The 20,082-nt window shown below is 55.6% G+C and carries 22 protein-coding genes and 1 tRNA gene; 9 read left to right on the forward strand and 14 right to left on the reverse strand.

Annotated elements, in window-relative coordinates; translation table 11 throughout:
* Positions 1 to 65 precede the first annotated feature (65 nt).
* From Q1B27_RS20455 to Q1B27_RS20470, 4 genes are all read left to right on the forward strand, one after another.
* A complete protein-coding gene (locus Q1B27_RS20455; RefSeq protein ID WP_299850573.1) occupies positions 66 to 722 on the forward strand; it encodes a DUF2971 domain-containing protein in 657 nt (218 codons plus the stop codon).
* A 272-nt stretch (positions 723 to 994) separates the two neighbouring features.
* Positions 995 to 1,219, forward strand: coding sequence for a hypothetical protein (locus Q1B27_RS20460; protein ID WP_299850575.1), 225 nt, complete (start codon positions 995 to 997; stop codon positions 1,217 to 1,219).
* 372 nt (positions 1,220 to 1,591) lie between these two features.
* Positions 1,592 to 4,957 carry a type ISP restriction/modification enzyme gene (locus tag Q1B27_RS20465; protein ID WP_299850577.1) on the forward strand — a complete coding sequence of 1,122 codons (3,366 nt, stop codon included), beginning with the start codon at positions 1,592 to 1,594 and terminating at the stop codon, positions 4,955 to 4,957.
* 468 nt (positions 4,958 to 5,425) lie between these two features.
* On the forward strand, positions 5,426 to 5,902 hold the full coding sequence (locus Q1B27_RS20470) for a hypothetical protein (protein WP_299850579.1): 477 nt from the start codon (positions 5,426 to 5,428) through the stop codon (positions 5,900 to 5,902).
* A 138-nt stretch (positions 5,903 to 6,040) separates the two neighbouring features.
* Here Q1B27_RS20470 and Q1B27_RS20475 read toward each other — a convergent pair whose 3' ends face one another.
* The 13 genes from Q1B27_RS20475 to Q1B27_RS20530 all read right to left on the reverse strand — a co-directional run bounded on the left by Q1B27_RS20475 (position 6,041) and on the right by Q1B27_RS20530 (position 14,836).
* Entirely contained in the window at positions 6,041 to 6,394 is a 354-nt protein-coding gene (locus Q1B27_RS20475; protein WP_299850581.1) for a hypothetical protein, read from the reverse strand.
* 39 nt (positions 6,395 to 6,433) lie between these two features.
* Complete coding sequence (locus Q1B27_RS20480; RefSeq protein ID WP_299850583.1) at positions 6,434 to 7,138, reverse strand: hypothetical protein; 705 nt, start codon at positions 7,136 to 7,138, stop codon at positions 6,434 to 6,436.
* Positions 7,135 to 7,911, reverse strand: coding sequence for a terminase family protein (locus Q1B27_RS20485; protein WP_299850585.1), 777 nt, complete (start codon positions 7,909 to 7,911; stop codon positions 7,135 to 7,137). Before Q1B27_RS20485 ends, Q1B27_RS20480 begins: the two co-directional genes overlap by 4 nt.
* Positions 7,908 to 8,378, reverse strand: coding sequence for a hypothetical protein (locus tag Q1B27_RS20490; protein WP_299850588.1), 471 nt, complete (start codon positions 8,376 to 8,378; stop codon positions 7,908 to 7,910). The genes Q1B27_RS20485 and Q1B27_RS20490 overlap by 4 nt, the downstream gene beginning before the upstream one ends.
* A gap of 89 nt (positions 8,379 to 8,467) precedes the next feature.
* Positions 8,468 to 8,875 (reverse strand): hypothetical protein, encoded by a 408-nt coding sequence (locus Q1B27_RS20495; RefSeq protein WP_299850591.1) that lies wholly within the window; start codon positions 8,873 to 8,875, stop codon positions 8,468 to 8,470.
* A gap of 107 nt (positions 8,876 to 8,982) precedes the next feature.
* Complete coding sequence (locus Q1B27_RS20500; RefSeq protein WP_299850595.1) at positions 8,983 to 9,657, reverse strand: hypothetical protein; 675 nt, start codon at positions 9,655 to 9,657, stop codon at positions 8,983 to 8,985.
* Complete coding sequence (locus Q1B27_RS20505) at positions 9,657 to 11,051, reverse strand: DUF4055 domain-containing protein (RefSeq protein ID WP_299850598.1); 1,395 nt, start codon at positions 11,049 to 11,051, stop codon at positions 9,657 to 9,659. Before Q1B27_RS20505 ends, Q1B27_RS20500 begins: the two co-directional genes overlap by 1 nt.
* Complete coding sequence (locus Q1B27_RS20510) at positions 11,048 to 11,329, reverse strand: hypothetical protein (protein ID WP_299850600.1); 282 nt, start codon at positions 11,327 to 11,329, stop codon at positions 11,048 to 11,050. The genes Q1B27_RS20505 and Q1B27_RS20510 overlap by 4 nt, the downstream gene beginning before the upstream one ends.
* 867 nt (positions 11,330 to 12,196) lie before the next feature.
* Positions 12,197 to 12,700 (reverse strand): hypothetical protein, encoded by a 504-nt coding sequence (locus Q1B27_RS20515; protein ID WP_299850602.1) that lies wholly within the window; start codon positions 12,698 to 12,700, stop codon positions 12,197 to 12,199.
* Positions 12,690 to 13,019, reverse strand: a complete 330-nt coding sequence (locus Q1B27_RS20520) for a hypothetical protein (RefSeq protein ID WP_299850604.1) — start codon at positions 13,017 to 13,019, stop codon at positions 12,690 to 12,692. Before Q1B27_RS20520 ends, Q1B27_RS20515 begins: the two co-directional genes overlap by 11 nt.
* The gene (locus Q1B27_RS24555; RefSeq protein WP_367181374.1) at positions 13,019 to 13,252 is read right to left on the reverse strand and encodes a helix-turn-helix transcriptional regulator; all 234 of its coding nucleotides are present in this window, start codon (positions 13,250 to 13,252) and stop codon (positions 13,019 to 13,021) included. The genes Q1B27_RS20520 and Q1B27_RS24555 overlap by 1 nt, the downstream gene beginning before the upstream one ends.
* A gap of 131 nt (positions 13,253 to 13,383) precedes the next feature.
* The gene (locus tag Q1B27_RS20525) at positions 13,384 to 14,619 is read right to left on the reverse strand and encodes a tyrosine-type recombinase/integrase (RefSeq protein WP_299850606.1); all 1,236 of its coding nucleotides are present in this window, start codon (positions 14,617 to 14,619) and stop codon (positions 13,384 to 13,386) included.
* Between the two features lie 141 nt (positions 14,620 to 14,760).
* Positions 14,761 to 14,836, reverse strand: a tRNA-Lys gene (locus Q1B27_RS20530).
* 108 nt (positions 14,837 to 14,944) lie between these two features.
* Here Q1B27_RS20530 and dapF point away from each other — a divergent pair.
* The 5 genes from dapF to Q1B27_RS20555 all read left to right on the forward strand — a co-directional run bounded on the left by dapF (position 14,945) and on the right by Q1B27_RS20555 (position 19,122).
* Complete coding sequence (gene dapF, locus Q1B27_RS20535) at positions 14,945 to 15,778, forward strand: diaminopimelate epimerase (protein WP_299850608.1); 834 nt, start codon at positions 14,945 to 14,947, stop codon at positions 15,776 to 15,778.
* On the forward strand, positions 15,775 to 17,031 hold the full coding sequence (gene mtaB, locus Q1B27_RS20540) for a tRNA (N(6)-L-threonylcarbamoyladenosine(37)-C(2))-methylthiotransferase MtaB (RefSeq protein ID WP_299850610.1): 1,257 nt from the start codon (positions 15,775 to 15,777) through the stop codon (positions 17,029 to 17,031). Before dapF ends, mtaB begins: the two co-directional genes overlap by 4 nt.
* 4 nt (positions 17,032 to 17,035) lie before the next feature.
* Complete coding sequence (locus Q1B27_RS20545; protein WP_299850612.1) at positions 17,036 to 17,665, forward strand: glutathione S-transferase; 630 nt, start codon at positions 17,036 to 17,038, stop codon at positions 17,663 to 17,665.
* A gap of 161 nt (positions 17,666 to 17,826) precedes the next feature.
* Positions 17,827 to 18,453 carry an FMN-binding negative transcriptional regulator gene (locus Q1B27_RS20550; RefSeq protein ID WP_299850770.1) on the forward strand — a complete coding sequence of 209 codons (627 nt, stop codon included), beginning with the start codon at positions 17,827 to 17,829 and terminating at the stop codon, positions 18,451 to 18,453.
* Between the two features lie 66 nt (positions 18,454 to 18,519).
* A complete protein-coding gene (locus Q1B27_RS20555; protein ID WP_299850614.1) occupies positions 18,520 to 19,122 on the forward strand; it encodes a glutathione S-transferase family protein in 603 nt (200 codons plus the stop codon).
* Positions 19,123 to 19,206: 84 nt separating this feature from the next.
* Here Q1B27_RS20555 and Q1B27_RS20560 read toward each other — a convergent pair whose 3' ends face one another.
* Positions 19,207 to 19,893 (reverse strand): outer membrane beta-barrel protein, encoded by a 687-nt coding sequence (locus tag Q1B27_RS20560; RefSeq protein ID WP_299850616.1) that lies wholly within the window; start codon positions 19,891 to 19,893, stop codon positions 19,207 to 19,209.
* Positions 19,894 to 20,082 lie beyond the last annotated feature (189 nt).

Genomic DNA, 20,082 nt, shown 5'->3' on the forward strand with positions numbered 1-20,082 from the left:
TATCTAATGAATTGCGCGACCGTGCAGCCAGTGGCGCAGCTGTATTTTATTTGAGGTGAAAATGAATGTTAGTCTATAAATTCTACCCACCAGAATATGCACTGCAGTCCTTGTTAAAGCTTCGTTTCAAAGTGTCTCCAATAGATGAGTTAAATGACCCGTTTGAGTATCTATCATTGGACATGGGAGATAAAAGCGTGCGAGCTTGGGCGAAGAATTTCAGAAATATCGCTTCAAAAGGTAATGGAATAATTTCGTTTTCGAAAAGTTGGCGCGAACCCTTAATGTGGGCTCATTATGCAAAGTCTCATACTGGAATCGCCTTAGGTTTCGAGGTTCCAGATAGGTTACTCACTCATATAAATTACATAACCGAAAAAATAATTCCTCCTCTAGATGTTGATACCAATAAGGAGAGCATGAGCGAACTTGTGGATTTGCTGCTCAAATCGAAACACAAAAATTGGGAATACGAAGAAGAGGTGCGTCTCGTAAGGACGCTCCAAAATTGTGATGAGGAGGATGGACTTTACTTCGCTAAATGGAACCATGTTACTATGCTTAAGGAGGTAATTCTTGGAGATCGCTACCAGTCAAAAGACGATACAGGTATTCAAGGTGTTTTAGAAGATTCAGGAGTGAAATTTATTACCGCACGGCCCGAATTCAAAGGTTTCAAAATGACCCCGCAAAAGTACCAAAAGCTACATAAAAAATTATGAGCCGTGCATCCCCCAAAGCCGACTTTGAACTGACATTCATAGCGGGCTCTGCAATCGACCGCTTCGTCCCGCAACGCCGTCATTGGACCCATGGAAATGCTGCACAGTCCATGGATGACCACAATGCTTAAACTGCGCCGCAGCGGATTCTGAGTGAGTGGGTGTCTCATATACGCAGACACGAAAACTCGTTACAAAGATTTTACTAAGATCGCCGAATGTGGTGCCACAATAACGCCAAAGTTGTTGGGCAAAATGAGCATATGGCAGAGATGACATTAGAACCTCGTTTGAAGCGGACCGACCCAGAGGCATGGGAAGAGGTATTGCGCGTATGCAGGATCATCTCGTCGGTCGGCCATTCCCCAGCTGTTGCCGCAAGGCACTTGCGCCACCTCGGTGTCACCCACGCCAGCATGGTCAAATGGATTGATGCAGGGTTGATACCCGGCTACCCGCTGCGGTCACGCACCCCGGACCTCTCGCACCTGCTGTAAAGTGGTGCCGCACAAGGGACTCTAAACCCCGACACATTGCCTACGAAGCAATTGCTCTACCACCTGAGCTAGTGCGGGATGCAGGAGTGGTGATTTCTTAAACGACCAAGGTGGTTGATGCAAAAATAGCGTTTGGCCAACATCGGCATGCAACAACCGCATGGTAGCAGAACGGTCCAGAGCTGAACTTGATCCCAACACCTATCATCAGCAACTTCAAGCCAGAAGCAGACAATGTATCATAAATCCTATATGAAGCTGGCGATTGTTGACTTCCGCTCAAAACGTTCTCTGATATGAGTAATTGACGCTGGAGATTGCGCCTTATGCGTGCAAGGTTAACCAAAACAGTTTTTGAATTTGGGGCCAGTTTTGAGCAAAAATCTCGTGGAAATTGTCGCTGACTTTGGAGCGACCACCAAATCCAAGCTGAAGAACGCTGGCGTGACGGGAGCGCCGGAGGATCAACTTCGCGCGCCGCTCGAAACCCTTATTACGCAAATGTCTGAGTTGGCGGGTTTACCCGCTGGCTCTATTGTGCCGGTTGGCGAGACGTCCTTGGCAGAACTCAAAACCCGCCCTGATTATGCGGTTACGTTCAAATCTATGCTTGTCGGCTTCATCGAGGTTAAAGCACCAGGCAAGGGCGCTGACCCTCGCAGATTCACAGACAAGCACGATCAAGGACAGTGGGAAAAGCTCAGGACTCTACCAAACCTGATCTATACCGATGGCAACGCCTTTAGCCTTTGGCAAGACGGCGAGTTGGTGGGAAAAATTGTCCAACTCGAAGGCGATGTTGAGACGGCGGGCAACAAGTTGACAGCCCCCCCTGAACTTCTCACTCGGTTTTCTGACTTCTTCCAGTGGAACCCTCAGCCCCCAAGGACAGCGCTCGCGCTGGCCGAGATGACTGCACGCCTGTGCAGGTTGCTGCGCGAAGAGGTGACAGAACAGCTTGGCGAAGGATCTGGCCCCTTGACCAATCTGGCAACAGACTGGCGCAAGCTGTTGTTCCCCAATGCGACCGATGCTGCCTTTGCGGATGGCTACGCTCAGGCGGTAACGTTCGGCATGCTGATGGCGCGCGCGCGGAAAATACCGCTCAAGGATGGCCTTGATCGGGTGGCAAAGGAACTACGCCAGACCAATACACTGATCGGCACGGCACTTCGGTTGCTGACCGACGACGCGGAAAACCAGGCAACCCTGAAAACGTCACTGGCGACCCTGACCCGTGTTCTCGATGCCGTTGAATGGGACGTGATTAGCAAAGGCGACCCTGAGGCCTGGCTATATTTCTACGAGAAGTTTCTGAAGGCCTACGACGACGAACTGCGTCGCAAGACGGGATCTTACTACACGCCGCCTGAAGTCGTCATGTCTATGGTGCGCCTGGTGGACGAGGCGTTGCGATCAAGCGCCTATTTTGGGCTGACAGACGGCCTGGGAAACCAGAATGTGACAGTAGCGGACCCGGCCACCGGGACAGGAACGTATCTTCTGGGCATTTTGCGCAGGATCGCAGAGGCGACAGAAGAGGATCAAGGACCTGGCGCAGTGCCCGGTGTGATCCAAGCGGCGATCCCGCGTCTGATCGGGTTTGAGCTTCAGTTCGGCCCTTTCGCCGTTGCGCAACTACGCCTGTTGGCAGAACTGCGCGATCTGGCGGGCGAGGACTTTGCCGGTCAGGCCGACCCCATGCGTCTCTATGTGACAGACACATTGGGCAACCCTTACTTGGAAGACGAATATATCCCGCAAATCTTGATGCCTCTCGGGGAATCCCGCAGGCAGGCAAACGAGATCAAGAAACAAGAAAAGATCACGGTTGTCATTGGGAACCCCCCCTACAAGAACCAGGCGGCAGGGCTTGGGGGATGGGTGGAATCTGGCAGTGCGAACCGGCCAGGGCCGTTGATGGACTGGATGCCGCCAGCAGAGTGGAATGTCGGGACGCACACCAAGCATTTGCGAAATCTATATGTGTATTTCTGGCGATGGGCGACGTGGAAGGTTTTTGGCGACGGTGATCCTGCCGAGTTCGAAGGACAGCGGGAGCGCGACCAGACAGGGGTAATCAGCTTTATCACTGTGGCCGGATTCTTAAATGGCCCTGGATTTCAGAAAATGCGCGCTGATCTACGCGCACAAGCGGATGAAATCTGGGTGATCGACTGCACCCCAGAGGGCCATCAACCGCCTGTATCCAGCCGCATTTTTCAGGACGTACAGCAGCCTGTCTGTATCGTCATGGCGTTGCGCAAGACTAAAGCTTCAAAGGAACAACCCGCACGTGTGCGATATCGTGTCATTTGCTCAGGTGACAGAACGGACAAATTTGAGGATTTGAAGGCCATTTCGCTTGAGGGGCCAGCGTGGATGCAATGTTCGACGCAGCCTCGGGCGTCTTTCCTGCCAAGAAGCGACGGGGTCTGGGCCGATTTTGCTCCGCTTGAAGAACTGTTCACCTATGACGGATCGGGGGTTATGCCAGGTCGTGTTTGGGTAATCGCACCTGATAGAGAGACACTGGAACAGCGCTGGAATGCGCTTGTTTCCCAAAAAGATCCGAAACAGAAAGCCAACGATTTTCACCCGCATATGCGGAAAGGAAAGCCAGGGGACAAACACGTAGACAAGCCCCTCAAAAGTGGGCTGTTCGGCCATCCATTCCGGCCAAGTCCGGTTGCTGTTGATCAGAATACCTGCATCCCGCCCACACGTTACAGCTTTCGTTCATTTGATCGGCAATGGATCATCCCAGATGGCAGGCTGATTAATCAATCGAACCCAACTCTTTGGGAAAACTACTCAGATGACCAAGTTTTTCTAACAGCACTGCATCGATCTGCACCTATTAATGGTCCCGCGCTGACTTTTGCTGGATCGGTTTGTGACCTTGACCACTATAAAGGATCTTTTGGCGGACGAATTTTTCCCCTTTGGGCACACGCAAAGGCGGTGGAGCCGAATATCAAGCCAATGTTTATGCATGCAGTACAGGAAGCGACAGGTGAAATTGTGACTGGACCAGCTATCATGTCTTACCTTGCGGCAGTTGCTGCGCATCCAGCCTACACCGCGCGCTTCAAGGATGACCTTGTTCAACCTGGGTTGCGCATTCCGATCACATCTGATGGGGATATGTTCCTCGAGGCCGTCGAGATTGGCGAAGAAGTCATCTGGCTCCATACCTTTGGAGAGCGTTTTGCTGATCCTTCTAAAGACCGCTGCTCCAGCCCGCCGCGCCTTCCCAAGGGGCACGGGCCGATGATTCCCAAGGATGGGGCGATCCCGACCCATCCCGATCAAATGCCGAACGAAATTTCACACGACCCTGTCAAGCTGCGGCTGCATGTCGGTGACGGCTTCATCGACAACGTGCCTAGGGCGGTTTGGGAATACGAGGTTTCGGGAAAGCAGGTGCTTGTCCATTGGTTTAGCTATCGCAAGAAAGACCGCACCCGCACGACCATTGGTGAGCGTCGCCAACCATCCCCGCTTGAAAGCATCCACCCAGACCGCTGGCTGGCCGAATACACGTCTGAGCTCTTAAACGTGTTGCATGTCCTGGGCCGGTTGGTTGCACTGGAGGCTCAGCAGGCCGATCTGCTTCAGCGCATCTGCGATGGCCCTATGATTACAGTTGATGCCCTACAGGCTGCTGGGGCTTTTGATGTTAAGGGGTCAGGTAAGGGCGGTAAGGCAGACGACCGACAGGATTCCCTGATTTAAGTTCTGATCTATCCACTGTGCGGTACCGATAGAAACTGCGGCATGGTCAACTGAAATAACGAACACGCCTTTCGTACAAGCTGCAACGAAAGTTCGTCCGCCCAAGCCATCGTGGGCAGCAAATAGCCGGGAACCATCATGCCCGAAATCCCAAAACACCGATCACCGCCGCGTAAAACCGGGTCGCTCGTCAAACTCAATCGCCGACTGTTGGCGAGCTAAACGCCCGTGTCGGGCTGGACGCATGGGTCGTATCGGTGAAGATGCGCCGGGTGCCGTACCATGCGCGTCAGAGACAGGCGATTGCCGCTGAATAGGCATCAACACCGGGCATGTGGGCGGTGATGACGCCTGCTTGCCCGCTGCCACACCACAAGAGCCTTCAAGGCAATTGAGGTGGCAATCTGAATTATCGGTTGGGTCGCGAGTGAGCACTGCATATCAATCATTGTAGGAACGGAGACTGCAATGGAAGATGAAGACCTTTTTTCTGGCCCCGACCGTGAGAACCCAGATCGCATCTGGGAAGCCATGATGCGAGTTCGCGGAGGAAGCGCGGCGCGCGCCAACTTCGTCCTTCATTGGATTGAAGAAGTCGGCGCAGCCGCTGCATTTTGGCCTATCGTGAGCCGCGCTTGGTCAGGTTTCGACCGCATTCCGCATGAAGAGTTTGCCTACTGGTTTCACGTCTACCGCCGCTCGGTTCCAAAGGTAGAAGGGCTGCCGAGACGCATGACGGTCTATCGCGGGCAAGACGCCAGCGCACCGCTTGGGTTGTCGTGGACCCGTAGTCGCACGGTGGCAGAGGCATTTGCCCGAGGGCATCGCATATATTTCAACCCGAACCCCATCGTACATGAACGAGTAATCACACCAGGAAAAGTTGCGTTCACCTGTGACGACTGCGAAGAGTCAGAAATCGTCCTCATAGCAATCCCAGATTGAGCGCGTCTCTGACGCGTTCGCCTATGGTTAGTCGGTCTTTACTCGCCAACCCAAGAGCTGATCAAAAAATGCGGGTCGCTCGTCGATCTCAAGGCACTTCGACCCGGGTGATTGTAGCGAGCACAATGAGAGCGCAGGTTAAAATGGGGCTTTGCTAGTATCTTCGCGTGGTGTCGGTGGGTTCGGTTCGGGTATGGTCGACAACCCGTAATGCTGCGCCAAGTCCTCCGGGATGTATTCGTGCAGGCCGAGCGCGAAGGCTTTCATGATCGTGTTTTGATCTTTCTTGAACTGCGTTGCCTGCTTGGTCTTCGATTTGGTGGGTGCCACTGTGCTGCCAATACCCGAGAACAAATCCACCTGCTGCCCACCGGTCGAGAATTTCTTTTGAATCTGCTTGATGCGATTGATCGCCGCGATTTTGCGTCGGCGGTCTTCTTCAGCATCACCTGTCAAGCCAGACGTGGGCCATTGTCTTCTGTCTTGTTCCATCCCGCCTGTATCGCAAACGACTGAGGCAGGAGTATGGCGTCACGCCCAGCCGCGCAGCCGGTGTTCTCCGCCCTGATACGTGTCCAGATGGGTGGCGCTGAGGTAGGCCAAGGCTGTGGCAATCGCACGGTCGGCGTGATGCCCCTTGCCGCCGCCTTGCAGGACAAGGTTTCCAGCCGACGTTGACGCCAGTTCGAAACTCGCGATCTCGTTGAGCAGGTCTTGTTTGCCGTCGAGATCATGCGCGACCGTGAGAACGCCTGTTTCGAGGCCGACCGCCATGTTCTCGAGCAGGAGCGTTTTTGCGCATGTTACGTCTTTGCCTTTGCGAGACAGAGACGTGCCAGCGGTCATGACGACAGCGAAATGTTCGATCCCTGCATTGTCCAAGGTCGATGAGAACGGCGCGCCAAGTCCCGATGCATCGATGGCGAGTGACCAATTCGGGATTTGACCGAGGCGGCGCACGAGGAAGTCGGCAAGGTCAGTGTAGGAATAAAGTTGAACTGTTTCTTGGAATACGACGGTGCATTTGCGCTCTCCCAATTCCTGTTCGAACCCGCGCCCGGTGAACTGCGGAAAGCATTCGTCGCGAATGACAACGATAGCGGATGGATCATTACGCCCGAGGTCCATGCCGACGTGGTGACGGACCCAGCCGTGGACGACGGTTCCGAATGCTGCGGGGTCAGCGTTTGAAGGCAACACAACGCGACCGTCTGGGAGATGTTGATACTCGGTCATGTGAGCTCCAATGCTTTGACGTTCTGGTTGGAGGACCGTTCCAATGTCTCCCACGAGATCAGAGGCGTGCCGCTGCCGACAAATTCGCAAAGGTGTTCGCGCCGGAATGTAGTGTCAGACATCGTGGCCTTGTCGAACGCAACCTGTGATGCCCGCCGTGGTATGTCGATGGATCGGGCCGTGATGCGTTTTACCTGTTTGTTGCTCGTCCACGTCTCGTAAAAATATCCCTGACGCAGGTTCGGTGTGGACAGCAGGAATATGCGTCCCGTCTCCTTCCGCATGGGGAAGAAAGCGGTCAGCGCATCGTCGTCGAGGAAGCACGCCTCGTCGGCAATGATCGTGTCGGCGGTCATACCGCGCGCCTGATCGGTTGCCGGGACAACGATGATCCGTCCGCCGTGACTGGGGTGTGCCTCAAGCTCTGTTTGCGTCTGCCGCACGATAGGCGGGCAGAATGGATCGGTGTTTTTGAATTCCAGAATGCGCCGGAATAACTCAGTTGATTGCCGGAGGCTAGGCGCGGTCAGGATCACCGTCTTGCCGACAGAGAAATCGTCATACCCAAGACCGCCCGCAGACGTCGACTTTCCGGACTGCCGCCCGCACAGCGCAAGGACCATTCGGTCTGCCTCGTTTAAACGGGGGTCCGTTTGCAGGAGTGTCCTTTGCCACGGATCAGGCTCACCAATGGCCAGACGAAACCGTTCGACCGGGTCAAGGCTGACAGTCAGCCCTTGCAGGAAGGATCGCAGGTGCGGGTCGTGCATCATGCCCGCGCGTCAATCACCTGAAGGACTTTCATCTCCTCAAGGAAGTCAACTTTGGCGTCTGGGTGTCGATCCAAAACGGTCAGGATGATCTGGCGCAGTTTAATGAATTGCGGGCTCTCATTCAAGTTCAGATGGATGTCCATCTTCTTGTTCAATTTGCCGTGCAGGTCGGCCAGCGCCATCAGCGACTGGCGCAGCTCTTTCAATGCGCCCAACTGCATCATGCGGTCCTCGTCACCTTTCGCGCCTTCGAGCAGGCTCTTGAGCTCGCGCAAAACCCATTTGAGGTCTTTGTCTGTGTCCTCACCAAACTCGTCGACGATAGCTGCATGCTGCATCGCCGTTTTGACTTTGGCGTCGTGCATGGCGGTGGCTAGGACGGCCAATTTTTCGTCTTCCGGGATCGACGAAATATACCGCGCCACTGACGTGTCGGACATGTCGAGGTCTTTGCCCGCCTGAAACATCGAAATGCGCCCAAGCAGGATTTCCCGCGTGTAATGCTCCCGTTTCACATCCGGGAGCATTGCCATTTTGTGGGGGCGTTTTTTCGGGGTCATTGATCGGCGACAATCTCGAGCGGCACGCCTTCTTTCTCAGCCAAGGCTTTAGCGTCACGGTATGCCGCGACATTGCGCGCGTCCGACTTCTTGAGCTTGATGGAGTCGCCTTTCTGACGACCTTGGTACACGCCGGAACCATCGAGGCGCGATTGAAGTTGCGAATCCGCGGCCTCAAGCAGTGCTTTGGTCTTCTTTACGAGTTCATTCGTCGCATTGCCGTGCTCGGCAATTTCCGCGTCTTTCTTCATGTTCGCGAGCTTGTCCAAAAGCTCATCGTTCTTTGAGACGACGCCTTTGATCTGCGTTTCGACTTGTTGGGTCAGTTGGGGAATGATCGCCTCTGCGATCTTAGGTGCCAAGGCTGCAATGAGAGCTTGGGCTTGGGTATCATTTTCGGCCATTTCGGAGTCCTTGTGATTGGGAGCGGATCATGCCCAACCCGCCCCCGTTTTCATTCACAAGGAAACAAGATGAGCCTAACCCACTGTTTATGGATTGATAATCGGGCCTATCCGGTTGCCGCTGCAACCGCAGTTTGAGGTACTGAGGCAAGGACATAAGTAGCGCTTTCCGGCTTGATTACGTCGCCCTTTTCAATGCCGATGCGCAGGACATCCCGGATCGTGGAGTCGGACACGTCACCGTTGGTCGCCGTTATCAGGTCTTTGAATGCGCGAGGCCGATCCAGAAGTTTAAAGATAATCGGGCGCACCTCCGAATACTTGGTGATGGTGTTTCGTGGGGGCTTTGTGCTGGTCGAGGTCGAGACGTTTCGGCGGTAGCGTTTCGCTTCTATGGTTGCCTCGCGGGCGCGTTCAATTGCGCCTTTCTCGTGTACCCAAAGCGCACGCGCCTCGGCAACATGGGTCAGCGCACCGCGCGTCTCATAGGTTTCGAGGGCCAATGTGTCACCCTCCAAGACGCGGACGACGCGGGCGCGCATATCGTCACCGTCAATGCCGATGGCGTCACAAAGCTCATTGCGCCGTTTCGCCCAACCACCGGTCCTTTGGGTCAAGAATATGAGCGCCTCTTGTCTTGCCGTTTTCGCTTCGTCCGCATCGGCCGTCAGGCCGACGCTGCCGAATAGATCGAGGATTGCTCGGGACAGGATGGAAAAGACCAACAATTCTTCCGGCGGTGTTCGGGCGGCGTGCTGGCCATAGTCGGGATCGGTAAGCATTAAGCACCGCCGCCCCTGATTAATGTCAGGCCGATATCGCCACCGTCTTGTTCGATCATGTCCCGCTCGTCATCCAGAGCGCGATTGGCATCTACCATTTCGCCTTTTTTGAGGTTCATCAGGAGCGTGTCATGCGAGATTGCACCAGACTGCCACGCCTTGATCAATGCGGTCAGGACGGCGGGGTCCATCTGGGCTGTTACGAAGTCGCGATGCAGGACAAGTTTAACATCATCAGCGGAGTTCACGGCTGTCCATTCAGCGGCAAGGCGCAGGAGTTTGAGGAGTCCCGCCTCCGCCATATTCACGCTGCTGTGGAGCAGAGACAATTCGGAACGATGGCGCAGTTTGGCCGTGTCGGTTGTCTCATTGCGCCCCTTGCCGTCATAGACCATGCGCGCGCCCAATGTTGCCATCTGGGCGGTCAGATCGTCGAGGGCGGTCTTCTGTGCGGCGATGCCTGCGCCGGTAAATTCTAGCATACCTGCGATCGCCCCCTGCGGCAAAACCCAGAACGCGCCGCTGCCGATTTGCGTTGGTTTATTCTTCTCGTTGATTGACCCCGAAACCCAAGGTGTGGGCTGGCTGGTCAGATAGAGCGACCAGAAATAATCGGCGCTGTTGCGCCAGTGCGCGAGGTTGACGTTGACGAGATCAAGAAACGGGGGTTTCTCAACGTCCGCTTTCAAATTGTACGGGGACACGACGACCGCCGGAATATCAAACAGAGGCGCGCCGTTGATGGTGGGCAGAATAGGTTCGCCGATCATGACTTCTTCAACCGACTGTGTGACCGGGCCGTTGCGCTTCGTCGAGACGTGGAAACGTTTCACCGTATAGGCGGGTTCAAGTGTCAGGACGAGGTGTTGCTCGACGCCGGTGTCTACCAAATCGTCATTGTCTTCGTGCAGGCGCAGGTAAGTCAGTTTCTGGCGACCGCCAACCAGCTCTTCTTTCCAATCCAGAATAGACTCTGCGTTGAATGTGGAAATGAACGGGGCCGTCGCAGGCGCTGCACCATCTGTCGGGTAGTCGAGCAACATTGCGATGCGCCCAATGGACAGAACTTCGCGCAATGTGTCCTCTAGGAGAACGTCAAAACTGTTACCCTCAAACGTCGCCGCCTGCCGCATAGCTTCAATGCGCGGAGGCAATTCCAAGATCGGTGTGTTGCGCGTTACTGAGCCGACCATGCCGCGCAAGGTACGTTCCGCAACGGCATAGAAGGACGCGCCGGTCAGGTAGCGATTGTATTGAGCGGTTGTCATGCCTTCAGGCTGCGGCAGGTAGATTGAGCCTTGCGCCTTCAGCCGGTCTTCGCCCGCAATCACGTCGCGGATTTTATCATAGGCTTGGCGTTGCTCTTGGTAGGTGCGGTGATTGATCCGGGTCATTTGCGTTGAATGCCCCGCGCGATAACTGGCCAAGGAATGTCGAAGTGGGATGTCTTGGCGACGACATGGACGCGCACGCCATTGGGGGTGCGATCAGCGAGGACACCACCGAGTTCAGCGCGCAGGTGTGTGTCTTCGGTTTTCGTCGCGGCGATAATCAAAGTGTAGAGGTCGTCGGGCGGGATCGGGATGTCCAGGTGATGTGCGGTGTGGATGTCTTCGCCGATCAGGCGGGAGCCATGTGTGGTCGATTGGATGGTGACAGATTGCAGGGGCATTCGATTTCTTTCTTTGTTTGCTGGCGGGCTCTGGTCGGGCAAGAAAGGTAAAAATCCCGGTGCGGCGAACCCGCCAACAATATGGATGCGCGCACAGATGAAACATAACGAGAACACACGATGGGCGTTACCGGAGAATAAGGTGGCGGTTGGGTGAATGCGGGATGCGTCTGTCTTGCGCAGAGACGGGCGTTTGGGATGGTCGGGGGTGAGTGGGCGGCGGATGTGGGAACACGCAGCGTTGACCCGATACGCTGAGGCTCGCTGCATGTTTGCAGGGGCATGGGGCGTGGTGAGTATTCGTGGAATTGTAATCTTCTGAATTGGCCCGGGGGCGGGGGTGATCGCTCTCAGAAAGGGGGTGGTCGGGCGCAAATCCGCGTTAACCTTGTGATATGTGGTGCGTTACAAGGATCGTGGTCGGTATTGTGCTGCAAGATCAAAGCGTTGATGCGCTTGCCCAAGTGATATCGTATCAGTTGGTGTGGGAGAACGCAGTCGGAGGACGGATTTCCGCCGGGAGACAGGGACGACACCCTGCACGAAATGCAAAAACATCTTTACGCGTACGCACGCACGCGAAGCAAAAACATCAAAATCCACTGATCTTACCAGAAAGAAGCGGCAACCCTGAAAACCGTGCAGGGTAAAAGTTCACTGATAACCCATTGATATTACACAACTTGGAATTCATCCTGCAAATCGCAGAAATCCAGATGCAGGGTAAAAGTTAGGTGTTAACCACCTGATAATAAAGATACTTCCTACTGCACCCTGCATACCCTGCACCCTGCATGGGGGTCCCTCACACCACCGCACGTCAATTCTCTTACGCGTATATGTGGTGCAGGGTGTGCATGGCCCAAGTCACTTACCTACTGCCCGTTTCACAACCATCCGTGTTGCTCCCGGCATAACACACCTCAACTCACCGTCCTGCGCTGTCAGCCGCGCGGCTTTGGAACACGCTTCCCGGACGTTATCGAACTTGATAACCCGATTGGTCTCAACAACCCGATACTGCGAACCCACCAGTCTGAGATAGTGCAGCCGACCGGTCTCCTCGATCACATCTGCCAGCGCGTTGAACCGCTGCCTCCACAAATGTTGTCTCGGCGATACTTCAGGCGGCGTGGGCCGAACACACTCGACGCAGCGCTCATTGTGGGCAAACCGACGCGCAATGTGACCAAACTCACATGCTCTGCCTGTAAACACATATGTCTTCTTGGCACGACGTGCCTCCGCGACCGTCTCAGGCAGCGCCACCCATTCTGGATGCCCAGCCTCGACGGCAGCAAGGCCGCGCTTCCCTTGGGCAATTCGCCTTGCCTCTTCGCGACGTCTTTTAAGTTCGTCCTCAGTCGCCATTGATCTTCACACAATCGGCCTGCGTGCCATCATCTGGCTGTGACGGGTCGCGAACAGGGATCGCCCACCATCCATCATCTTTCAGGATCGGTACATGTGCGACACCAGTTCTAAGAGTCACGTCGAAAGCCTTCAGATACGCGGCACGCATCCGTTCAACGTACACCTTATCTCTCGGCATAGTCTGACATTCGACGCACTGCCTACTGACCGTCCAGCGGGGAGCGTTATGCCCATTCTTGCAGGGCGTGACAGTTTGGTAGGTGTCATGCCCCAGCTTCTTCGCTTCACCCTTGGTGCGCGCAATCAATTCACCCATCACTGATGCTCCTTCATCCACTCAACAAGGTCCGCGTGCAGGTATCGCACTACCCGAGAATTTGGCTGAGAATATGACGGCCCGACGCCATCCTTGCGCCACCGGAACATCGTTTCGTCCGTGACAGACAGAAATTGTGCCGCCTCGCGGCTTGTCATGACTTGGGGAGGATTCGACCGTATCAGGTCGTTGTGCAGAGTTTTTAGCTGCTCTGACAGCTGTTCAATAGTCATATCGGTATCCTTGTGATGGATGCCAAATGACTGCCGCGTTTCCTGCTCCTGACGTTGCCGTCGCTCACGCGGTCAGCCTCATGTCTCGGTCAGGTCATTAAGCCCGGGCATGGAGGCGTATGTCAGTGAATCTAAGCGTACTGACGTTTCAGTTCAATAACGGATGAAGGTGGCGCGCCCAACTGCACGTTAATCGCCGATGCAATCGCATTGGCCGACCGTTTTTGTTCCTCATGGCTGGGCTGGCCGTAATGCCCGAGCATGCGCAAGTCGTCGTCAGTCATTGTCTGCTGCGCCAACCACCTGTGGACGTGACGCGGTGCAACTTCGCGCGCCGTTGACATCCACAGATGCCGCAGATCGCCTGCGCGTGTCAGGGGCAGCCGGTCCAAAACGTCCAAATGCCCGCGATTGCCTTTGACCACACGCCTGCTCGGGAACACCCAGTCGCAATCGTCAAACCTGATCTCCCAGAGCCGTTCGAACAACCTGACCACATCGTCAGCGATCACAATCTCCCGCGCATCTTCCTGCTTCTTCAATCTGCCGAATGTGACAGTGCCAGCGTCCAGATCGACTTGATCCCATGTCAAAGGCCGCAAGCTGTCCTCATGGCGAAAGCCGGTGTACCAAGTCACCATCCACGCCAGCCGCTTGTGTTCGTTCTTGACCGCTTGAATTTCGTCCCAACGATCCGACCATGGCACCGACATGTCGAGTTTGCCTGTCTGGACGCGCGACCGAATTTTGGTGTTATCGAGCAGTGACGGAATCGGAAGAGCGAGGGCGCATAGCTTGTTGATGAACCGCACGACGGCCCCTGCGACAGAGCTTGCATGGTTAGCCGCGTGCGCCTTCTCAAGCTGCAAATTGTTCAGGTGTTGATTGATTTCGAGAATTGGCAATTCATCCACTGGCACATCGGCCCAGCGCGCCAGATGATTGGAGAATGAGTTGCGGTAATCGTAGGCCGTACCTGGCTTCATCTGTGCCTTCCCAGATGCACGTGGCTGCGTGCGGTGTTCTATGTATTGTTCCAGTGCATCGCCAAACGTGGGGATGCCCATTGCAGCCTGTTCTGCGCTGTGCTCATCGCGCGTCTGCACATTGCCTGTGGTTATGTCATGCGCGACTTTTCCAAGCTGATCCTTCGCCCAGCGGCAATGTGTGACTTTGGTCGCCCATTGGGCCAATTTGACCGACCGTGTCTTCTGCGACGTCGGGTCCCACTTGTTGACGTACCAAGTTTTGACACCGCCTTTCGTCACGCAGAGGCGTAATCCTTTGACCGTTGGGTCCGTGAACCACGTTGTTTTGGTGGCTGACAACTTCTTGAGTGTCGAGTCTGTGAATTTGATATGGGGCATATCGGTGATCCTTGTAATGACCGTCTCGTTACAAGGTTCATGTTACGTTCTAACACCAGTCAAACCCAACCACAGATTGCGCAAGCACCTGATTTAGTTGAATATAACTGACTTGATGTCTTTGAAAACTAAGCGTTTCAGTGGTGAGCCGTGCAGGATTCGAACCTGCGACCCACTGATTAAAAGTCAGTTGCTCTACCAACTGAGCTAACGGCCCACTAGGCGGCCTATCTAGAAAGACGCGACCCGGGGGTCAAGCCCGAAAATCCATGTAAATCAAATGCAGTGCTGGATTCATCAATTCGGCGGGTTTATACGCGCCGATATGAGCGCCCAAGACGATATCACGTTGCCCTTTATGAAAATGCACGGGCTTGGAAACGACTTTGTCGTGCTGGATGCGCGCGTAAGCCCGATCGTGGTAACCTCGGCGCTGGCTGTAGCAGTCGGTGACAGGCGATTTGGAGTGGGGTTTGATCAACTGGCGGTGATCACACAGGGTACTGCGGACGCGCATCTGACTTTTTACAACTCGGATGGCAGCGTATCAGGTGCCTGTGGGAACGCGACGCGCTGCATCGCGCGGTTTTTGATGAATGAAACCGGGTGTGATGGTTTGCACCTGACCACTGCGCGTGGCGATATTTTTGTGCGCGATGCTGGTCGTGGCCTGACATCCGTAAATATGGGTCAGCCGCAGCTTGAGTGGTCGGACATACCGCTAGCTGATGCGATGGAGACATTGGAATTGCCCATCGAGGGTGGTCCGACAGCGACTGGCATGGGCAATCCGCACTGCACGTTTTTTGTGGATAATGCAGAAACCGTCGATCTGGAGCGATTTGGGCCGCAATATGAACATCATACGCTCTATCCCGAACGCACGAATGTTCAGGTTGCCAGCATCATTGGCCCCGACCATATTCGCATGCGCGTTTGGGAGCGGGGGGTTGGGGTCACGCTGGCGTCGGGCTCATCCTCCTGTGCTACAGCCGTTGCGGCCGCACGTCGGGGGCTGACCGGGCGGAGTGTTCGGATCGACCTTGACGGCGGAAGTCTCGATGTTGACTGGCGGGACGAAGGTGTCTGGATGACTGGCCCCACAATGCATGTTTGCGATGGTGTTTTGACGGCTGAGTTCCTGAGTTCTGTGAGATGACCCAACCCACGACCTTCACCACACTTGGATGTCGCCTGAACGCCTACGAGACTGAGGCGATGAAGGAGCTGTCGGCGGCGGCTGGGCTGGACAATGCGATCGTGGTAAATACCTGTGCGGTCACTTCTGAAGCGGTGCGTAAAGCGCGGCAGGAAATTCGCAAGCTGCGCCGCGACAATCCGGATGCCCGTCTGATCGTGACAGGCTGTGCGGCGCAGACCGAACCTGAAACTTTCGTGGCAATGGCCGAAGTTGACGTTGTGATCGGCAACACTGAAAAGATGCAGCCTAACACCTGGAAGGGCTTGGCCGCTGATTTCATTGGGAAAACTGAGGCGGTTCAGGTGGATGACATCATGTCCGTTACGGAAACTGCGGGACATCTGATTGATGGTTTCGGTACGCGGTCGCGGGCCTACGTTCAGGTGCAGAACGGTTGCGATCATCGCTGTACGTTCTGCATCATCCCCTATGGGCGCGGCAACTCTCGATCGGTGCCGGCTGGTGTTGTGGTTGATCAGATCAAACGCCTTGTGGACCGTGGTTATAACGAGGTCGTTCTGACCGGTGTCGACCTGACCAGTTGGGGCGCGGGCTTGCCTGCTGAGCCAAAATTGGGCGATCTGGTGATGCGGATCCTGAAACTGGTTCCCGATTTACCGCGCCTGCGTATCTCGTCGATTGATTCGATTGAGGTGGATGAGAACCTGATGCAGGCGATCGCTTCGGAGCCCCGGCTAATGCCGCATCTGCACCTTAGTTTGCAACACGGGGATGATCTGATCCTCAAGCGAATGAAGCGGCGGCATCTACGGGATGATGCAATCCGGTTTGCCGAAGAGGCACGGAAGCTGCGGCCTGAAATGACTTTTGGCGCGGATATCATTGCAGGCTTTCCGACCGAGACAGAGGCGCATTTCGAAAATTCGCTACGCCTGGTTGAGGAGTGCGATCTGACCTGGCTGCATGTGTTCCCCTATTCCCCCAGACCCGGTACGCCAGCGGCGCGGATGCCACAGGTAAATGGACGTGCAATCAAGGAGCGCGCGGCCCGATTGCGGTCAGTTGGAGAGCGGCAGGTTGTGCGACATCTTGAGGGGCAGGTCGGTCATAAGCATAAGATATTGATGGAAAATCCCCGGATGGGACGGACCGAGCAATTCACCGAGGTGGATTTCACGTCTGATCAGGTTGAGGGTCAGATCGTAGCCGCCACGATCCGTGAGCATAACGGGCAGCGGTTGGTGGCCTGAAACGATGGCCCTGCCGATCCTGTGGTCCTTTCGCCGATGCCCCTACGCGATGCGGGCACGATTGGCGATCGCGTCGGCGGGGGCACGGGTTGAGTTGCGGGAGGTGGTGTTGCGCGACAAGACGGAGGCTTTTCTGGGCACCTCACTCAGTGCGACGGTGCCGTGCCTTGATACCGGCTCCGGGGTGTTCGACGAAAGCCTTGATGTCATGATAGCGATGTTGCGCGCGAATGACCCGGAGGGCTGGTTAGAGAAGGAAGATCAATCACTTAGCCTGATAGAAGAAAACGACGGATGGTTTAAGACAGCGCTGGATCGCTATAAATATGCCTCGCGTCATGTTGATGTGGACAGCGAGGATGAACGGCGCAAGGCGGGCCTGTTTCTATACCATCTGAACCAGAGATTGGCGCATCGGGATTGGCTGTGCGGGACTGCCCCGGCCCTTGCTGATATGGCAATTTTGCCCTTTGTCCGGCAATTCGCGCATGTCGATCTGGTGTGGTTCAACGCGCAGCCCTGGCCACATGTGATCCGCTGGCTGGAGGTGTTCAAAACGTCGGACCGTTTTGCCGCGATCATGAAAAAATACCCGCAATGGAAGCCGGGCGACGCGCCCATTCTGTTCCCCTGAAGCATCGGCAAAGAGGGCTGAAAACCCATGTCGGTATAACGTCGGTATTTTGTCGGTATTACGTCGGTAAAAAAACCGACGTTGCAAAATGCCGGTAAGGGCGACTTGCAAACATCGCTTCAATCTCCATGATGCGCCAATCCATCAAGAAGGCCCGCAAGATGCACCCCAATCCCGCCTTTCGAAAAGAGACCCGCGCGCAGCATATTACCTTTGCGCGTGAGCAGGGTTTCGGGATGTTGGCGGTCGCGTCGTCCGGTGCGCCCCTGATCAGCCATATTCCGTTCCTTCTGTCCGAGGATGGCACGCTGGCCGAATTTCATCTGGTGAGGTCGAATCCGATTGTGCGGGCGCTGGCGTCACCGCTTGCGGCGCGTCTGGCGGTGCAGGGCGGGCATTCCTATGTGTCGCCAGACTGGTACGATGTCGACGATCAGGTGCCGACATGGAATTACATGGCCGCGCATCTGGTGGGCGAGGTCGAGAAACGCCCGGCGGAGGAGTTGCGCGACCTGCTTGACCGTCAATCGGCTGTCTATGAAACGCGCCTGATGCCCAAGGCCCCCTGGACCACGGGCAAGATGACGCCAGACGTTCTGGAAAAAATGATGCGGCAGATCGTGCCCTGTCGGATGCGAGTGGATCAGATCGACGGCACATGGAAGCTGAGCCAGAACAAGCCCGACGCCGTGCGCCTTAATGCAGCGAATCACATGGACGCTTATGGGTTCGGCAATGAAGTCCGGGTGCTGGCCGCGTTGATGCGCGGTGTCGCGCCCGGCGATTGACGACCGCTATCGCCAACCGGTCGCGAAGGGCCTATCGTAACCGAGCCAAACTCAGGAGCATGCGCCATGAAACTCGTATCCGCCGATGCCTCGCCCTTTGCCCGAAAAATCCGTGTTTTGCTGCATGAGGCCGATCTGACGGCTGACGTCTCGGTATTGTCTGCCGCGACCACCCCGCTGAATACCGATCCGACCGTGGCGGCCGCCAATCCGATGGGCAAGATCCCGACACTGATTCGCGATGATGGCCCGGCGATTTATGACAGCCGGGTGATCAGCCGTTTTCTGAATGATCACGCCGATGCGGGCCTCTACCCCGACAGCCGGTTGTGGGAAACCTTGACGCTTGAGGCAACAGCAGACGGGATCATGGATGCTGCCGTGCTGATGACCTATGAAAAACGCCTGCGCCCGCCCGAGCACCAATCCGAGGATTGGCTGGAGGCGCAGTGGAAGAAGGTGGCGGGCGCGGTCGGCGTGCTGGAGAACCGCTGGATGAGCCATCTGACAGGCCCGTTTGACATGAGCCATATCGCGGTGGGCTGCGCGCTGGCCTATCTGGATTTTCGTCACGGCGACCGGAACTGGCGCAAGGGCAATGACGCATTGGATGATTGGTTTGCCGTCTTCGCCGAGCGTGACAGCATGAAAGCCACCGTGCCCGCGTAGAGACCCCGCGCAAAGAAAAATCCGAAAGCCGGGTGTTGGCTTTCGGATTCTATCTTTCTTTGACCTGACGGTCTGAAATTTGGGTCAGAAGCTGTAGCTGACGCCGAAATTCACCGCATGGGTCAGGATTTCCGTGTTGATTTTACCGGGCAGTTGGCCGGGGACAAGCGGATCCGCGTCAATCGTGATGTCATTGTCGGACCAAGTGAACTGATATTCGCTGAACAATGCCCAGCGTTCGTTCAGATCATATTTGATGCCGGCAATCCCACGCAGGGCGGGGCCGGTGGTTTCATAGCCAAAGGTGCGGTTTGACGCGCCAAGCACGGTGACGTCCACATGCGGGATCGCGACACCGGCACCCGCACCCACATAGGGTGTGAAGCTTTTGTTGGCAAAAATACCGGGCCAGCGTTTCATGATATTGGCGGTGATGATGTTGTGACCGTCCGACAGTTCAAAGCTGCTGGCGCCGATGGCGGCCAGATCTGCTGCCGAGGCATATGCCTTGGTGTGCGTGCCTTCGATCCCGAAACCCAGGTTGCTTTGGGTCCACCACATCGCCCGGCCACCGTAGTAATACGGGTTCTCAAGCGGTTTTCCTTCCCAATCGAAGCTGCGGCTGACGGGAACACCGCCGGGGAACGTGCCCGATCCGGTGCTTTCCTGAACGCTTTGGACGCCCAGATAAAGGCTAAGTTCCATTTCGGCGGCGACAGGCGTGGCGGCGAACGCAATGGCGACCGAAGCCCATTTCAGCTGTTTCATCATGTCGGGAGACCCTTCGGATTAAAAGTCGGATTCCGGGTCTGCTTACACCCGAAAAACGCCCCGCTCAAGCGCGACACAAGCGCACCCTGATCAATTCCGCGGCATTGTGCTCTGGACTGGCCCGAAAAGCACAGTTAAACATCGCGATGGAAAGGTTGCAGGATTCCCGCGACCCCAGATTGCATGAGC

It is taken from the genome of uncultured Roseovarius sp. (assembly GCF_947489715.1).
Taxonomy (GTDB): Bacteria; Pseudomonadota; Alphaproteobacteria; order Rhodobacterales; family Rhodobacteraceae; genus Roseovarius.

Coding starts and splice junctions, on each gene's coding strand:
- Q1B27_RS20460 (WP_299850575.1), top strand. CDS start 995: ATGACATTAGAACCTCGTTTGAAGCGGACCGACCCAGAGGCATGGGAA.
- Q1B27_RS20560 (WP_299850616.1), bottom strand. CDS start 19,893: ATGATGAAACAGCTGAAATGGGCTTCGGTCGCCATTGCGTTCGCCGCC.
- Q1B27_RS20510 (WP_299850600.1), bottom strand. CDS start 11,329: ATGCCCCTGCAATCTGTCACCATCCAATCGACCACACATGGCTCCCGC.
- Q1B27_RS20550 (WP_299850770.1), top strand. CDS start 17,827: ATGCACCCCAATCCCGCCTTTCGAAAAGAGACCCGCGCGCAGCATATT.
- mtaB (WP_299850610.1), top strand. CDS start 15,775: ATGACCCAACCCACGACCTTCACCACACTTGGATGTCGCCTGAACGCC.
- Q1B27_RS20545 (WP_299850612.1), top strand. CDS start 17,036: ATGGCCCTGCCGATCCTGTGGTCCTTTCGCCGATGCCCCTACGCGATG.
- Q1B27_RS20515 (WP_299850602.1), bottom strand. CDS start 12,700: ATGGCGACTGAGGACGAACTTAAAAGACGTCGCGAAGAGGCAAGGCGA.
- Q1B27_RS20490 (WP_299850588.1), bottom strand. CDS start 8,378: ATGTTTCAGGCGGGCAAAGACCTCGACATGTCCGACACGTCAGTGGCG.
- Q1B27_RS20555 (WP_299850614.1), top strand. CDS start 18,520: ATGAAACTCGTATCCGCCGATGCCTCGCCCTTTGCCCGAAAAATCCGT.
- Q1B27_RS20520 (WP_299850604.1), bottom strand. CDS start 13,019: ATGGGTGAATTGATTGCGCGCACCAAGGGTGAAGCGAAGAAGCTGGGG.
- Q1B27_RS24555 (WP_367181374.1), bottom strand. CDS start 13,252: ATGACTATTGAACAGCTGTCAGAGCAGCTAAAAACTCTGCACAACGAC.
- Q1B27_RS20505 (WP_299850598.1), bottom strand. CDS start 11,051: ATGACCCGGATCAATCACCGCACCTACCAAGAGCAACGCCAAGCCTAT.
- Q1B27_RS20500 (WP_299850595.1), bottom strand. CDS start 9,657: ATGCTTACCGATCCCGACTATGGCCAGCACGCCGCCCGAACACCGCCG.
- Q1B27_RS20480 (WP_299850583.1), bottom strand. CDS start 7,138: ATGACCGAGTATCAACATCTCCCAGACGGTCGCGTTGTGTTGCCTTCA.
- Q1B27_RS20470 (WP_299850579.1), top strand. CDS start 5,426: ATGGAAGATGAAGACCTTTTTTCTGGCCCCGACCGTGAGAACCCAGAT.
- Q1B27_RS20475 (WP_299850581.1), bottom strand. CDS start 6,394: ATGGAACAAGACAGAAGACAATGGCCCACGTCTGGCTTGACAGGTGAT.
- Q1B27_RS20495 (WP_299850591.1), bottom strand. CDS start 8,875: ATGGCCGAAAATGATACCCAAGCCCAAGCTCTCATTGCAGCCTTGGCA.
- dapF (WP_299850608.1), top strand. CDS start 14,945: ATGAGCGCCCAAGACGATATCACGTTGCCCTTTATGAAAATGCACGGG.
- Q1B27_RS20485 (WP_299850585.1), bottom strand. CDS start 7,911: ATGATGCACGACCCGCACCTGCGATCCTTCCTGCAAGGGCTGACTGTC.
- Q1B27_RS20525 (WP_299850606.1), bottom strand. CDS start 14,619: ATGCCCCATATCAAATTCACAGACTCGACACTCAAGAAGTTGTCAGCC.
- Q1B27_RS20455 (WP_299850573.1), top strand. CDS start 66: ATGTTAGTCTATAAATTCTACCCACCAGAATATGCACTGCAGTCCTTG.